This is a genomic window from Actinomyces culturomici (assembly GCF_900499005.1).
Lineage (GTDB): Bacteria > Actinomycetota > Actinomycetes > Actinomycetales > Actinomycetaceae > Pauljensenia > Pauljensenia culturomici.
Genome location: NZ_LS991316.1, coordinates 1,231,549 through 1,246,135, shown reverse-complemented (window position 1 = coordinate 1,246,135; position 14,587 = coordinate 1,231,549). Strand labels below are relative to the sequence as shown.

11 protein-coding genes are annotated in these 14,587 nt (G+C 71.7%); 8 read left to right on the top strand and 3 right to left on the bottom strand.

The window, feature by feature from the left end; translation table 11 throughout:
- Positions 1-159: 159 nt before the first annotated feature.
- The 6 genes from DY157_RS05500 (at position 160) to DY157_RS05475 (ending at position 6,900) form a co-directional block, all read left to right on the top strand.
- Positions 160-582, top strand: a complete 423-nt coding sequence (locus DY157_RS05500; RefSeq protein WP_115727585.1) for a cupin domain-containing protein — start codon at positions 160-162, stop codon at positions 580-582.
- Positions 583-745: 163 nt separating this feature from the next.
- Positions 746-2,707: an OPT family oligopeptide transporter gene (locus tag DY157_RS05495; protein ID WP_115727584.1), complete on the top strand. Its 1,962-nt coding sequence runs from the start codon at positions 746-748 to the stop codon at positions 2,705-2,707.
- Between the two features lie 303 nt (positions 2,708-3,010).
- A complete protein-coding gene (locus DY157_RS05490) occupies positions 3,011-3,802 on the top strand; it encodes a DUF3097 family protein (protein ID WP_407923464.1) in 792 nt (263 codons plus the stop codon).
- Between the two features lie 92 nt (positions 3,803-3,894).
- Positions 3,895-4,935 carry a heat-inducible transcriptional repressor HrcA gene (hrcA, locus tag DY157_RS05485; protein WP_115727582.1) on the top strand — a complete coding sequence of 347 codons (1,041 nt, stop codon included), beginning with the start codon at positions 3,895-3,897 and terminating at the stop codon, positions 4,933-4,935.
- A gap of 82 nt (positions 4,936-5,017) precedes the next feature.
- On the top strand, positions 5,018-6,133 hold the full coding sequence (gene dnaJ, locus DY157_RS05480) for a molecular chaperone DnaJ (RefSeq protein WP_115727581.1): 1,116 nt from the start codon (positions 5,018-5,020) through the stop codon (positions 6,131-6,133).
- Positions 6,130-6,900: a 16S rRNA (uracil(1498)-N(3))-methyltransferase gene (locus DY157_RS05475; protein ID WP_115727580.1), complete on the top strand. Its 771-nt coding sequence runs from the start codon at positions 6,130-6,132 to the stop codon at positions 6,898-6,900. The genes dnaJ and DY157_RS05475 overlap by 4 nt, the downstream gene beginning before the upstream one ends.
- A gap of 73 nt (positions 6,901-6,973) precedes the next feature.
- Here DY157_RS05475 and DY157_RS05470 read toward each other — a convergent pair whose 3' ends face one another.
- Both DY157_RS05470 and DY157_RS05465 read right to left on the bottom strand, forming a co-directional pair.
- Positions 6,974-9,889 (bottom strand): alpha-L-rhamnosidase, encoded by a 2,916-nt coding sequence (locus tag DY157_RS05470; protein ID WP_218938050.1) that lies wholly within the window; start codon positions 9,887-9,889, stop codon positions 6,974-6,976.
- A 166-nt stretch (positions 9,890-10,055) separates the two neighbouring features.
- A complete protein-coding gene (locus tag DY157_RS05465; RefSeq protein WP_115727579.1) occupies positions 10,056-10,718 on the bottom strand; it encodes a TetR/AcrR family transcriptional regulator in 663 nt (220 codons plus the stop codon).
- Between the two features lie 177 nt (positions 10,719-10,895).
- Between DY157_RS05465 and DY157_RS05460 the strand changes: the two genes are divergently transcribed.
- Both DY157_RS05460 and DY157_RS05455 read left to right on the top strand, forming a co-directional pair.
- The gene (locus DY157_RS05460) at positions 10,896-12,218 is read left to right on the top strand and encodes an MFS transporter (RefSeq protein ID WP_115727578.1); all 1,323 of its coding nucleotides are present in this window, start codon (positions 10,896-10,898) and stop codon (positions 12,216-12,218) included.
- A 107-nt stretch (positions 12,219-12,325) separates the two neighbouring features.
- Positions 12,326-13,588, top strand: coding sequence for a glycoside hydrolase family 1 protein (locus tag DY157_RS05455; protein ID WP_115727577.1), 1,263 nt, complete (start codon positions 12,326-12,328; stop codon positions 13,586-13,588).
- A gap of 78 nt (positions 13,589-13,666) precedes the next feature.
- Here DY157_RS05455 and DY157_RS05450 read toward each other — a convergent pair whose 3' ends face one another.
- Entirely contained in the window at positions 13,667-14,566 is a 900-nt protein-coding gene (locus DY157_RS05450) for an aldose-1-epimerase (RefSeq protein ID WP_115727576.1), read from the bottom strand.
- Positions 14,567-14,587: the final 21 nt, after the last annotated feature.

Sequence of the window (14,587 nt, the reverse complement as noted above, 5' to 3'; positions counted from 1 at the left end):
CCACCGGGTCCTTTCGATCAGTCGACGAGAGCTCGTCGAGTCGGCCGGCCCGATGGCTCCCGCGCGCGCCGTGGACCTGCGGGAAGGGCCGCGCGCGCCTACCCTGGAGGGGAGGGCCCGAGGCGCCCGGCCCGGGCCGGTCAGTCGAGGAGGACCGCCATGTCCGAGGATCACGGACCGAATCCCTACGTCATCGACATCGAGCAGGCGACGACGGAGAACACGAACTACCGCACGACGCTGTGGACGGGGAAGAACCTCCAGCTCACCGTCATGTGCATCCAGCCCGGTCACGACATCGGGCTCGAGGTCCACGAGGATCACGACCAGTTCCTCCGGATCGAGTCCGGTCGCGGTCTCGTCCAGATGGGGCCCGCGAAGGACGACCTCTCCTTCGAGTGCGAGGCCGCCGACGACGACGCGATCTTCGTGCCCGCGGGCTCGTGGCACAACGTCACCGCGATCGGCGACGAGCCGCTCAAGGTCTACTCGATCTACGCGCCGCCCGAGCACCCGCACGGCACCGTGCACGTCACCTACGAGGAGGCGATGGCCGCCGAGGCCGCCGAGCACGGCGCCTGAGAGCGGCGGCGCCCGGCTCCCCGCGAGCCCGAGCGCGACGCGCCACGAGGGGGCGCCCGGTCGTGAGGACCGGGCGCCCCCGTCGTGCGAAGGCCCGTTTTCCTGCGGATTAGCCCCCGGTGCTAGACTCGTTCGCGGTCAATTCCATAAGAAACGAGCCGTTATGTTGTCGAACACGCGGCCCGCCGGGACCTCCGTCAAAGAACTGACGCTCCGAGGGATCCTCATCGGCGGGCTCATCACCCTGATCTTCACCGCCGCGAACGTGTACCTCGGTCTCAAGGCCGGCCTCACCTTCGCGACGTCCATCCCCGCGGCGGTCATCTCGATGGCGATCCTCCGCTACTTCAAGGACCACACGGTTCAGGAGAACAACATCGTCCAGACGATCGCCTCGGCGGCGGGCACGCTCTCGGCGATCATTTTCGTCCTCCCCGGCCTCGTCATGGTCGGCTGGTGGCAGGGCTTCCCGTACTGGGAGTCCGTCGCCGTCATCGCCCTCGGCGGCGTCCTCGGCGTCATGTACTCGATCCCGCTGCGCCGCGCCCTCGTCACGCACTCCGACCTCCCGTACCCCGAGGGCGTCGCCGCGGCCGAGGTCCTCCGCGTCGGCGACACGAACGAGGGCGTCGAGGAGTCGCGTCGCGGCCTCCTCGCGATCATCCGCGGCGGCATCGCCTCGGCCGGGTTCGCGATCCTCGGCTCGCTCCAGGCGGTCGCGACCGAGCTCGGCACGGTCTTCAAGGTCGGCGCCGGCGGCTCCATGCTCTCCGCATCGCTCTCCTTCGCGCTCATCGGCGTCGGGCACCTCGTCGGCATCGGCGTCGGCATCGCGATGATCATCGGCCTCCTCATCTCCCACGGCGTGCTCCTCCCGATCCGCACCTGGGGACACGTCTCCGACCCTGCGACCTTCGCCGACACGGTCTCGGGGATCTTCCGCTCCGACGTGCGCCTCATCGGCGCGGGCGCGATCGCGGTCGCGGCCGTGTGGACGCTCCTCAAGCTCCTCGGCCCGATCATCGGCGGCATCCGCGACTCCCTCGCCTCCTCGGCGAAGCGCGAGGCCGGCGAGACCGTCCCGCTCACCGAGCAGGACCTCTCCGGCAAGGTCGTCATCGGCGTCACGGTCGCCTCGATGCTCCCGATCGGCGCGCTCCTCTGGCTCTTCCTCAAGGACACCGCGATCGCCCACGGCGCCCTCGGCCTCGTCCTCGTGTCGATCCTCTTCATCCTTCTCACGGGCCTCGCCGTCGCCTCGGTCTGCGGCTACATGGCCGGCCTCATCGGCGCGTCGAACTCGCCGATCTCCGGCGTCGGCATCATCGTCGCGATCGCCGCGGCCCTCGTCGTCAAGGCGGTGCACGGCGCGGTCTCGGGCGATCAGCTCTCCGCGCTCGTCGCCTACACGCTCTTCACGGCGGCCGTTGTGTTCGGCATCGCGACGATCTCGAACGACAACCTTCAGGACCTCAAGACCGGTCAGCTCGTCGGCGCCACCCCGTGGAAGCAGCAGGTGGCCCTCGTCATCGGCGTCGGCTTCGGCGCGGTCATCATCCCGCCGGTCCTCAACCTCATGCAGACCGCCTTCGGCTTCCAGGGCGCGCCGGACGCGGGCAAGAACGCCCTGGCCGCCCCGCAGGCCTCGCTGATCTCGGATCTCATCAAGGGCGTCTTCGGCGGCGACCTCGACTGGGGCCTCCTCGGGATCGGCGCGGCGATCGGCGTCGTCGTCATCATCATCGACGAGGTCCTCAAGCGGACGACGAAGAACCTCTCCCTCCCCGGCCTCGCGGTCGGCATGGGCATGTACCTCCCGATGACGGTGACGCTGACGATCCCGATCGGCGCGCTCCTCGGCATGCTCCACGACAAGTGGGCCGACAAGCAGGCGAACCCCGAGCGCGCGAAGCGCCTCGGTACGCTCGTCGCGACCGGCCTCATCGTCGGCGAGTCCCTCTGGGGCGTCGTCTACGCGGGCATCGTCGGCTTCTCCGGGAAGGACGCGCCCCTCGCGATCGTCCCGGCGTCCTTCGGCGGCGCGGCCCAGTGGATCGGCGGGCTCCTCTTCGCCGGTGTCATCGCCTACCTCTACACGCGCATGCGCAAGGACTCGGTCGACTGATCGACGCGTTCGCTCGAGGCGCCCGGTCCCGCAAGGGGCCGGGCGCCGTCGTCTTCAGGCGCGCCCCCGGCCTCGTCGATCCTCCGGGCGACCGCGCGGAGGAGGACCCGCGGCCGACCGCGGTTCGGCGTTGGGCGGCGTTTCCCTCGACGAGGACGGGGCGCGCGCCCCTAGGGTGGCCGGGTGAACGAGCCGAACGCCTACTTCGACCCCTACGGCGCCGACGTCCTCGGGCGCGATCCTCATCGCGAGGGCCCGAATGCGCGCAGGCCGCGCTCGACGCGCGTGCCTGTCGAGATCGGAATGGTCCTCGAGGATGTGGCGACCGGCTGGGTCGGCGCCGTCGTCCGCGTCGAGAAGTCCGGCGGCATGCACCTCGTCGAGCTCGAGGACCGGCGCGGACGGACCCGCTCCTTCCCTCTCGGCGGCGGATTCTGGCTCGACGGACGGCCGATCGAGGCCCTGCCGCCGATCCCGCGCCCCGCGGCGGCGGAGCCGGGCCTCACGACCCCCGGCGGGCGGCGCGTGACGAACTCCGGGTCGATCGCGGCGCCGAAGGGGCCCGCCCGCGTCGCCCGAGCCTCGCGCATCTGGGTCGAGGGACGGCACGACGCCGAGCTCGTCGAGCACGTCTGGGGCGACGACCTCGCCGAGGTGGGCATCGCCGTTCAACTCCTCGAGGGCGTCGACAACCTCGAGGAGATCCTCGAGGTCTTCGGCCCGAACGACGAGGCCCGCGCGGGCGTCCTCGTCGACCACCTCGTCGCCGGTTCGAAGGAGTCGCGGATCGCCGCCGCCGTCGAGAAGCGGTGGGGGAGCGCGGTCCTCGTCCTCGGTCACCCCTTCGTCGACGTCTGGCAGGCGGTGAAGCCCTCCCGCCTGGGGCTCGAGGCCTGGCCCGATGTTCCGCGGGGCACCGACATCAAGCACGGGACGCTCGAGGCGCTCGGCTGGCCGCACGCGAACCAAGCGGACATCGCGATGGGGTGGAGGCGCATCCTCGGGACCGTCCGCGACTACCGCGACCTCGAGCCCGCGCTCCTCGGGCGCGTCGAGGCGCTCATCGACTTCGTCACGGAGCCCGGCGCCCGCTAGGCCCGAGCGGGCCCGCCGCGCGATGGGGGAGTAGGCTTGGCACTCAGGAACCGGGAGTGCCAGATCCCGGCGGATCGCTCGGAGGAGGGCGCATGAGCGGGGACCGCAGGCTCGACGTGCTGCGCGCCATCGTCACCGAGTACGTCCACACCCGCGAGCCCGTCGGATCGAAGGTCATCGCCCAGGGGCACGATCTCGGCGTCTCCTCTGCGACGATCCGCAACGACATGGCCCTCCTCGAGGAGGCCGGGCTCATCTACCAGCCCCACACGAGCGCGGGACGCGTCCCCACCGACAAGGGCTACCGCGTCTTCGTCGACTCCCTCGCCGCGCTCAAGCCGATGAGCGCCCCCGAGCGACACGCGGTCGAGGCCTTCCTCGCCGATTCGGCCGACCTCGAAGACGTCGTCGCCCGGACCGTCCGGCTTCTCGCCCAGGTCACCCATCAGGTCGCCGTCGTCCAGTACCCGACGCTCGCCCGCCAGGCGCTGCGCCGCGTCGAGGTCCTCGACCTCGCCCCGACGCGCCTCCTCGTCATCGTCGTCACGATGACGGGCCGCGTCGACGAGCGGACCCTCGAGTTCGCGGCGCCCATCGCCCCCGAGACCATCGCGGGCCTGCGCGAGCGCCTCAACGACGCCGCTCACGGGCTCACCGCCGACGAACTCGTCGACCGGCGCAACGACCTCCTCGCCGCCTTCCCCATGACCGCAGACGAGGGGCCGACGGCGCGCGACGCGGCCGGAACGGTGATCGACGCCGTCATCGACCTCCTCGCCCCCGATGCGGGCTCTCGCATCGTCATGGCCGGAATGTCGAACCTCGCGCGCGGCGCCGTCGACTTCCGCGACATCGTCCCCGTCCTCGACGCCCTCGAGGAGCAGGTCGTCCTCATGAGGCTCTTCGCCGAGCTCGGGGTCGACGACGAGGTCCACGTGACGATCGGCGCGGAGAACCCCCACGACGCCCTCGCGGAGACCTCCGTCGTCACTGGCACCTACCGGGCTCCGGTGAGCGGCGGCGAATCGCGCGCCCACCTCGGCGTCGTCGGCCCGACGCGCATGGACTACGCGCGGACGATGGCGTCGGTCCGCGCCGTCGCCGCCTACCTCTCGAGGTTCCTCACCCGATGAGCCCCGTCGACGTCCCCCTCCCCGCGCCGGCCCGTGAGGCCCGGCCCTCCCTTCTCACCACCCCGATCAGGAACGAGTGCGAGTGAACGACTACTACGAGGTCCTCGGGGTCTCCCGCGAGGCGACCCAGGACGAGATCAAGAAGGCCTACCGGAAGAAGGCCCGCCAGCTCCACCCCGACTACGCGGGCCCGGAGTCCGAGGAGGCGTTCAAGGAGCTCTCCGTCGCCTACGAGACCCTCTCCGACCCGGAGAAGCGCCGGATGTACGACCTCGGCGGTCCGGACGCGCTGCGCGGCGGCGGTGGCTCGCCCTTCGCCGGCGGCGGATTCCCCGACATCTTCGACGCGATGTTCTCGGGATTCTCCGGTGCGGCGGCGGGCCCCGCCTCGCGGACCCGTCGCGGCGCCGACCAGCTCGTCGGCGTCGAGATCACCCTCGAGGAGGCGGCCTTCGGCGCGAAGAAGACCGTCTCCTTCGGGACGTACATCGCGTGCGACGCCTGCCACGGGACGATGTGCGAGCCCGGAACGTCGCCGACGACCTGCCGCACCTGCGGCGGCTCCGGCGTCGTCACGCGCGTCCAGAACACGATGTTCGGCCAGATGCAGTCGCGCGGCGCCTGCACCGCCTGCCAGGGGTACGGGACGATCATCGAGCACCCCTGTCACGAGTGCTCCGGTCAGGGCCGCGTCCGCTCGCGCCGCTCGCTCACCATCGACATCCCCGCCGGCGCCGACGAGGGGACCCGCATCCGCGTGGCGAACGAGGCCGAGGTCGGCCCCGGCGGCGGCCCCCACGGCGACCTCTACCTCGAGATCCGCGAGAAGAAGCACGAGACCTTCGACCGCCGCGGCGACGACCTCCACACGTGGATCACGATCCCCATGACGACCGCCGCCCTCGGCACGGACTTCGAGCTCTCGACGCTCGACGGCCCGCGGACGGTGACGATCCCCGCGGGCACGCAGCCGAACGCCGACATCGTCCTCGAGGACCGCGGTGTCGGCCGCCTCCAGCGGAGCGGGCGCGGCGACCTCCACGTCCACATCGACGTCGAGATCCCGAAGAAGCTCGACCCGCGCGCGAGGGAGCTCCTCGAGGAGCTCGCGTCGCTGCGCAAGGAGGTCCGCCTCGAGCCGAAGAAGCGCGACCAGGGCGTCTTCGGGAAGCTCCGCGAGAAGCTCGCCGGCCAGTGACCCGGCCCGTCTTCCTCGCCGACCCCTCCCTCGACCTCGCCTCCCTCGAACCGGGGGAGCGCGTGGCGCTCGGCGGCGACGAGGGGCGCCACGCGGCGACCGTCCGCCGGATCGGAGCGGGAGAGGAGCTCGATCTCGCCGACGGCGCGGGCGTTCGCGCGACCTGCGTCGTCGTCGACGCCGCGAAGTCGGGCCTCGACCTCGAGGTCCTCTCCGTCGTCGTCGAGCCGCAACCGGAGCCGCGCCTCCTCCTCGTTCAGGCCCTCGCCAAGGGCGGGCGCGACGAGCAGGCGATCGAGACGTGCACGGAGATCGGGATCGACGAGGTCGTCCCCTGGCAGTCCGACCGCGCGATCGTCCGCTGGGCCGGGCCGAAGGCCGACAAGGGCCGGGCGAAGTGGGAGTCGGTCGTGCGGGCGGCCGCCAAGCAGGCCCGCCGCGCGCGCGTTCCCGAGGTCGGCCCGCTCGTCGATACACGCGCCCTCGCGACCTTCGCTCGTTCGCTCATCGGCGAGGGCGGGCGCGTCTACGTCTGCCACGAGGAGGCGACGACGCGCCTGTCCGAGATCCTCGCGAACCGACCGATGGGCGGCGCGACCGCGCTCGCGATCGTCGTCGGACCCGAGGGCGGAATCTCCCCCGACGAGGTCGGGGCGCTCGAGGACGCGGGCGCTGAACTCGTCGGCCTCGGCCGCAACGTCCTGCGCTCCTCGACCGCCGGCGCCGTCTGCGCGACGCTGCTCGCCGCGGCCTCCGGACGCATGTGAGAGTCGGCCCGGCCCCGTTGGGGCCGGGCCGACGTCCGTTCTCGAGCCCGGTCATTCGACCGGGCCTCCCCGTTCAGCCGCGCTGGGCGGAGGGGAGTTCGGGCGCGCGCGGCGCGACCTCGTCGATGACGGTCGAGAGCGCGGCGGCGGCCGCCTCCATCCCGGGGATGAACCCGTACATCGTCGCGGCCCCCGGGACGACCCGCGCGGTCGTGTCGAGTTCCTTCTTGAGGAATCCGGTGAGCGTCGACGCGGGATCGCGCATGTACGCGCCGTGCGTTCCGGCCACCGCCGCGACGACCCTCGCCCACGCGTCCTCGTCGTCGATGAGGTCGCGGACGGTGAGGATCTCGGTCTCGGGTGCGGCCGGGAGATCGAGCTCGCGGACGTGGAGGCCGTGGCCGATGGTCTCGGCCTCGGCGCCGGGCAGCTCGAGGGTCGCCCTCGCGCCGACCGGGACCTCGGCCTCGACGCGAAGGCGCCGGCCCTCGAGGCTCCACGCGCAGCGGGCGACGCCGAGGGGAAGGCGCCGGGTCGCGCGCGCGGAGGTGAAGCCGTTGCCGACCTGCGGGGCGATCCGCAGCTCCGCGCCGCCGGGGGCGGCGAGTCCGAGGCCCGCGAGGTCGGAGATCAGCCAGTGGGCGACGGCGCCGAGCGCGTAGTGGTTGAAGCTCGTCATCTCCCCGGGGTTGATCGATCCGTCCGGGAGCATCGAGTCCCAGCGCTCCCAGATCGAGGTCGCGCCCATCGTCACCGGGTAGAGCCAGCTCGGGCACTCCTTCTCGAGGACGAGGCGCGACGCGGTCGCGGCCTGCCCGCCGATGACGAGCGCGGCCGGAACGAGGGGAGTCCCGACGAAGCCCGTCGAGATCCGGAAGGACCGGAGGCGCACGAGGTCGGCGAGGCGGGTGCCCGCGCCGAGGCGGCGCCGCTCCGTGTCGAGAAGCCCCCAGGCGAGCGCCTGGGCGTAGACGGTCGCGCAATCGGAGAGGACGAGGCCGTCGGCGGTGACGTAGGCGTCGAGGTAGGCGCTCCGGACCTCGTCCGCGAGCCGTCCGTACCGCTCGGCCCTCGCCTCGTCGCCGACGATCCGCCACGAGCGGGCGGTGAGTTCGGCGCTGCGCGCGAAGTAGGCGGTCGAGACGACGTCCGGATCGGCCTTCGCGGCTCCGGGGTCCTGGGGCGGGGCGTCGGGGTCGAGCCAGTCGCCGAACTGGAAGCCGCCGCGCCACAGGCGCGCGGGGCCGGCGACCTCGGCGACGCCGTCGACGAAGCGGCTCATCGCCGGGAGGGACGCCTCGAGGACGCTCGCGTCGCCGGTCGCCTCGTAGATCGCCCACGGGACGAAGACGATCGCGTCGCCCCACGCGCTCGTGAGCTTCGTGCCGTCGAGGACGTCGGGCGAGACGACGGGGAGGGCGCCGTCCGGGGTCTGCGCCCATGCGAGGTCCTCGAGCCAGGAGGCGAGGAAGGCGCCCGCATCGGCGAAGTCGAGGGCGGTCGGTGCGAAGACGCCGATGTCGCCGGTCCAGCCGAGGCGCTCGTCGCGCTGGGGGCAGTCGGTCGGCACGGAGAGGAAGTTGTCGATCTCGGACCAGCGGGTGTTCTCCGCGAGCTTCGCGACGAGCGCGTCGGAGCAGTCGAACCATCCGGTGCGCGCGAGGTCGGCGGAGACGACGCGGGCGACGATCGAGGCCCCGAGAAGCGCGTCGTCACCGGGGAAGCCCTCGACCTCGACGTAGCGGAAGCCGTGCTGGGTGAGGGAGGGGGCGAACTCGTCGTCGCTGCCGGAGAGGATCGCCCGGTCCGTCGCCTCGGCGCCGCGCAGGGGGCGGGTGCCGAGTTCGCCGTTCTCGAGGACCTCCGCGTGGCGCAGGACGACGACCGCGCCGCGATCGCCGTGCGCGCGCAGGCGGACGTGGCCGGCGAGGTTCTGGCCGAAGTCGACGATCCGCTTGCCGGAGGGGGTCGTGAGGATCGCGGTGGGCGCGAGCTCGCCGATGACGCGGGGCATCGGCAGGGTCGTCGGCGCGAGCGCGGCGTCGGGCAGTGGGAGCTCCTCGACGCCCGTCTCCTCCCCGGGATCCCCGAGGTCGGGGCGGGTGAAGTCCGTCGTCTGGCCGTCGTACAGATCGTTGGCGACGACGTTCGAGGGACGGGCGCCCCACGTCGCGTCGGTGCCGATGACGAGGTCGGGGCCGCCCTCGCGGGCGATCTCGAGCTGGGCGAGGGCCCAGAGCTCCGCGCCGTAGACGGCCTCGCGCTTCGCCCAGGTGAGGTGGCCGCGGTACCAGCCGTTGCCGAGGACGATCGCGAGCTCGTGCTCGCCCGCCTCTACGGCGCGCGGGACGTCATGGGTCTGGACGAGGTGACGGTTCCGGTACTCCGTCCAGCCCGGCGCGAGTTGGTCGGCGCCGATGCGCTCGCCGTCGAGGAAGACCTCGTAGACGCCTCCGGCGGTGATGTGGAGCCGGGCGGAGGCGGCGTCCTCGGGGGCGGTGAAGCGGCGGACGAGGACGGGGGCGGGGTCGGTCCTCGCGTTGCCGCGGGCGCGGATCGGACGAGCGCTCCAGTCGTCACGGTCGAGCGGGCCGGTCTCGATGACGAGGGGCTCGGACCAGGCGGAGGAGGCGCCCTCCTCGCCGAAGACGCGGACGCGGACTTCCGCCCGTTCGCGCGAGGCGAGGGGGGCGAAGGGCCAGGCGCGGAAGAGGGGGGAGGGGCCCTCGAGGACGGCCTCCTCGACGATCGCGGTGGCGTTGGCGCCGATGCGCCGGACCTCGACCTCGGCGCGCGCCTGGGACCATCCTGCGGGAGCGGCGGCGATCTCCCACGAGAGCCTCGGCATCGGTCCCGTCGCGCCGAGCGCAGCGCCCGCGGGGAGTCGATCCGCGCGCAGTCGGGAGGGCGCGGAGAGGGGGCCGATCGGGTCGACGGGCTCGGGTTCGAGCGCGTCGAGGGCGCCGGTTACGGGTGCGGGAGTCGTCATCGTGTCCTCCGGATCTCTAATGAACCGTTTCATTTGAGGGGGTCGAGCGAGACCGTAGGCGCTCCTGCGCGGTGCTGTCAATGGCTCCGCGCGAAATCCCCGTCCGGCGGAAGCGTCGCCCGGTGGAGGGGGAAGGGTGCTCTTCGGGCGTTGAAATCAGTGGTGATCAGGCGCGGAGCTGGTCCGCGAAGGCGGAGACGACCGCCGCCATGTCGACGCTCGGGTCGAGGAGCCATTCCATCTGGACCCCCTCGATGAGCGACATGATGCGGATCGCGGTGATCTCGAGGTCGAGATCGTCGCGCAGGCGCCCCGCGGCCCGCTCCGCCTCGAGGTCGGCGAGGAGCTGGCGGCGGAAGCGCCGGCCCAGTGCGACGACGTAGTCGTGGGCGGGGTGATCGGGATTGATGGCCTCGGCCCGCAGGACCGCATCGAGGTGGATGAGTCCGCGGATCGTCGCGTTGTGCGCCATGACCCTCGGGAGGGCGTCGAGGAGGCCGAAGCGCGCGAAGAGGTCGGCGCGCCAATCGCGCTCGGCGTCCTCGCGGCGGGTGAGGACCGCCTGGAGGATCGCGTCCTTCGTGCCGAAGTGGTGGCGCAGGAGCGCGTGGCTCACGCCGATCGCATCGGCGAGCTGGCGCAGGGACAGGTGCTGGTAGCCCTGCTCCGCGAAGATCCGCGAGGCCCGTTCGACGATCTCGGCGCGTCGGCGCTCGCCGTTCGCGTAGCGCGTCCGCCCGTCGGGCGCCGCGCTCCCCGGCGCACCCGGCTCGGGGCGCGGGGCGTCTCCGACGCGCGGGAGGGAGTCCTCCGTGTTCGCTGCGTTCATCGCCCGCCTTTCGCCTGCTCAGGCGATTCTAGTCGTTCGGGGGACGGTCGCGAATGCGAGAGTGTGCGCTAGATCTCATCCAAAGTGGATAAAGTTGAGATACGCTACTGCCGTTCGACACGGCGACAGCCGCATGGACGCCGGCACCGATGCCGACCCTCACATCAAGGACGATCGATGAGCAATCCCACTGACACCCCGGTCGAGTCCCCGACCGACGCGCCCCTCGGCGCCGACGACCAGGCGGCCCGCGACGCCGCCGAGTACGAGGCGATCGCCGCCCGCTTCGGAAACCCGAAGAAGACGGTCTGGCTCGTCCTCATCGCCGCTATCGGCGGCTACATCATGATGATGGGCATGAGCACGGCGCTCCAGCTGCGCCTGTCCGCCATCGACCAGGACCTCGCGACGCTCGTCTACTCGCGCGCGACCTCCCTCTCCGCCCTCCTCATGCTGATCGTGGTCCCGCTCGTCGGCGCCCTCTCCGACCGCACCCTCTCCCGCTTCGGCCGCCGCCGCCCGTGGATGCTCGGCGGTTACCTCGTCGCCCTCGCGTGCTTCCTCATCATCGGCGCCCAGACCAACTCCATCGCGATCATCGCCGCCTACGTCGTCGGCATCGCCGCCGCCCAGGCCGGCTTCAACGCCTACGGCACCATTCCCGTCGAGGGCGTTCCCGGGAACATGCGCGGTCGGATCATGGGCCTCATGGGCCTGTGCGGCGCGCTCGCGATGAGCGTCGGCGCCTACCTGGCCGGCGCGCTCGTCCAGGTCTCCACCATCCTCCTGATGACCGTGCCCGCTCTCCTCGCACTCGTCTGCGCGATCCCGCTCCTCCTCTTCTACAAGGATCCGCAGCACATGCGCGAGGAGGTGCCCCAGGGCGGACTCGTGGAGCTCTTCACCCACATGTTCGTCAACCCGCTCAAGCACCCGAACTTCGGATGGGTCTGGCTCTCCCGCTTCCTCGCGGGCTCCGGCATGGCGGCGTTCCTCGGCTTCTTCGTCCTCTACCTCATCGTCGGCCTCCACCTCGATCCCGCGGCCGCCGGCGCCCAGGCGGGACGTCTCTCGCTCATGAGCGCGCCGGTCTCGATCATCGTCTTCATGGGTTCGGGCTGGATCTCCGACAAGCTCGGCATGCTCAAGCCCCTCGTCGCCCTCGCCGCGATCATCATGGCCGCAGGCCTGATCCTCGGCGCGACCTCGAAGAGCATCGACGCTTTCACGGTCGCGTGGATGGTGTTCGCCATCGGCCAGCCGATGTACCTCACGGTCGACCTCGCCCTCTGCGCGAAGGTCCTCCCCTCGCAGGCGGACGCCGGCAAGGACATGGCCGTCTTCGGCCTCGCCCTCAACCTCGGCAACGTCCTCGTTCCCGCGCTCGCGCCGACGCTGCTCGGCCCCGCCTCGAACAACTACCCGGTCCTCTGGGGGACCGCCGCCGCCCTCTGCGTCATCGGCGCCCTCATCATGCCGCTCGTCCGCGGCGTCAAGTGACGTCGGCGACGACTTCCGCCGCCTCGAGCGCGCGCCCGCCGCGCTGACGGTTCCGGCGAGGCCGACCGCCCCGCCGGAACCGTCGCCCGTATATAAGGAGAACACCCATGACCGCACCCGCGACCGCCGCGCGCTTCCCCGAGGGATTCCTCTGGGGAACGGCCACCGCCTCCCACCAGGTCGAGGGCGGGAACGTCAACAACGACGTCTGGCTCTACGAGCACGTGCCGAACACGATGTACGCCGAGTCCTCCGGCGACGCCTGCGACCACTACACCCGCTACCGCGAGGACATCGCGCTCCTCGCCTCACTCGGATTCAACGCGTACCGCTTCTCTCTCGAGTGGAGCCGCATCGAGCCCGCCGAGGGCGAGTTCTCCGCGGTCGCGATCGCCCACTACCGCGACATGCTCCTCGCCTGCCGCGAGCACGGGCTCGAACCGATCGTCACCTACCACCACTTCACGTCCCCCCAGTGGCTCATCGCCTGCGGCGGTTGGGAGGACGAGGGGACGATCGAGCTCTTCGCCCGCTTCGCGCGGCGCGTCACCGAGGAGCTCGGCGACCTCTTCGACATCGCGTGCACGATGAACGAGCCGAACCTCGCGGTCCTCCTCGGGGAGCTCGGCCTCGCCGAGCGCGACCCCGCCGACCGCGTGAAGAACCCGACCTGGGTCGGGGCCGGTCGCGCCCTCGGCATCCCCGCCGAGCGGGTCGCCGGATTCCAGCTCACCGCGACCGAACGCTCCTTCGAGGTGAAGAGCCGGGCGCACAAGGCCGCCGCGGCCGCCATCAAGGAGGTCAAGCCGTCGATGAGGGTCGGCTGGACCCTCGCGAACTCGGACTTCCAGGCCGCGCCGGGCGGCGAGGAGCGCGTCGCGCGCCTCATCGAGGAGAACAACCTCCGCTACCTGCGCGTCAGCGAGGGCGACGACTTCGTCGGACTCCAGACCTACAACCGGACCCTCCTCGACGCGAACGGCCCGGCTCCCCTCGCCGAGGACGCCGTCCTCAACACGATGGGCGAGGAGATCTGGCCCTGGGCGATCGGAGCGGTCGTCCGCCAGGCGTGGGACCACCTGAAGATCCCGATCATCGTCACGGAGAACGGCCTCGCCACCGACGACGACGCGCAGCGTGTCGACTTCCTCCGCACCGCGGTCGACGAGGTCGGGCGGGCCGTCGCCGACGGGATCCCCGTCCTCGGCTACATGTGCTGGTCCGCCTTCGACAACTTCGAGTGGATCTTCGGCTACGGCCCGAAGTTCGGCATCATCGCCGTCGACCGCGAGACCCAGGAGCGCGCGCCGAAGGAATCGGCCCGCGTCCTCGGGCGCATCGCCCGCGGCAACGGCGTCGAGGGGGACTGACGCCCGGGACTCGACAGCGCGAGGGGCGGCCGGTAACAACCGGCCGCCCCTCGCGTTCGAATCAGTCGCGCGTTCGAATCAGTCGATCGACGCGGCGATCGTGAAGGTGAGCGTGTGCGACTCGCCGGGCGCGAGGACGACGACGTCCGTGCCCGAGTTGAAGGCGTTCGGCGGGCAGGTCATCGGCTCGACGGCGACGCCGATCCGGTCGAGCGAATCGGCCGTGTAGACCTGGACCCAGCGGGCGTCGGAGGCGATGCCGACCCTCAGGCCCGACTCGGGGTCGCGGATCGATACCGTCCACTCGCCCTCGGGAAGATCGGTGTAGGCGTGGTCGATCTGCTGTCCGGCGAGAGCGTGCGCCTCGCGGTAGTCGCGATCGAGCTCGGCGGCGGGACGCAGGGCGACCGGAGCGAGATTCTCGTCCACATCGACGATCGAGGCCGCGGGGACGGAGAGCTCGTAGGCGTCGTTGCGCGCCCGACCGATCGTGAGGTAGGGGTGCGAGGAGACGCCGTAGGGGGCGGGCTCGGCGCCGACGTTCTTCGCGTGGAGCGTCACCGACAGGCCGCGGGTCTGGTCGAGCGCGTAGGTCACCCACGCCTCGAGCGCCCACGGGTACCCGTACCGCGGGGCGATGAAGGCGCCGAGGGTCGCGGAGTCGGAATCGGCGTGGACGACGTCCCAATCGACCCAGGTCATGAGCCCGTGGAGCGCCGCTCCCGTCGACGACTCGTTGACGGGGACCTCGTAGGTCGTCCCCTCCCAGGTGTAGACGCCGTCGGCGATGCGGTTCGGCCAGGGCATGAGGGTCTTTCCAAGGTAGCCCTCGGGGAGCTCGTCGACGGAGTGGGGGAGGACGATGTCGCGACCGGCGTACGCGAGACCGGCGAGCCCGGCGCCGACGGTGACGATCCTCGCCTCGTAGTCGCCCGACCTCAGGACGATCTCGGTTCCCGATGCGCTGCGCGTGGCCATGATGCCTCCTCGACGACGAAT

Excerpts from the sequence above, each read along its gene's own strand:
- DY157_RS05455 (WP_115727577.1), top strand. The coding sequence starts at position 12,326 with ATGACCGCACCCGCGACCGCCGCGCGCTTCCCCGAGGGATTCCTCTGG.
- DY157_RS05495 (WP_115727584.1), top strand. The coding sequence starts at position 746 with ATGTTGTCGAACACGCGGCCCGCCGGGACCTCCGTCAAAGAACTGACG.
- DY157_RS05490 (WP_407923464.1), top strand. The coding sequence starts at position 3,011 with ATGGTCCTCGAGGATGTGGCGACCGGCTGGGTCGGCGCCGTCGTCCGC.
- DY157_RS05470 (WP_218938050.1), bottom strand. The coding sequence starts at position 9,889 with ATGACGACTCCCGCACCCGTAACCGGCGCCCTCGACGCGCTCGAACCC.
- DY157_RS05465 (WP_115727579.1), bottom strand. The coding sequence starts at position 10,718 with ATGAACGCAGCGAACACGGAGGACTCCCTCCCGCGCGTCGGAGACGCC.
- DY157_RS05500 (WP_115727585.1), top strand. The coding sequence starts at position 160 with ATGTCCGAGGATCACGGACCGAATCCCTACGTCATCGACATCGAGCAG.
- hrcA (WP_115727582.1), top strand. The coding sequence starts at position 3,895 with ATGAGCGGGGACCGCAGGCTCGACGTGCTGCGCGCCATCGTCACCGAG.
- DY157_RS05460 (WP_115727578.1), top strand. The coding sequence starts at position 10,896 with ATGAGCAATCCCACTGACACCCCGGTCGAGTCCCCGACCGACGCGCCC.
- DY157_RS05450 (WP_115727576.1), bottom strand. The coding sequence starts at position 14,566 with ATGGCCACGCGCAGCGCATCGGGAACCGAGATCGTCCTGAGGTCGGGC.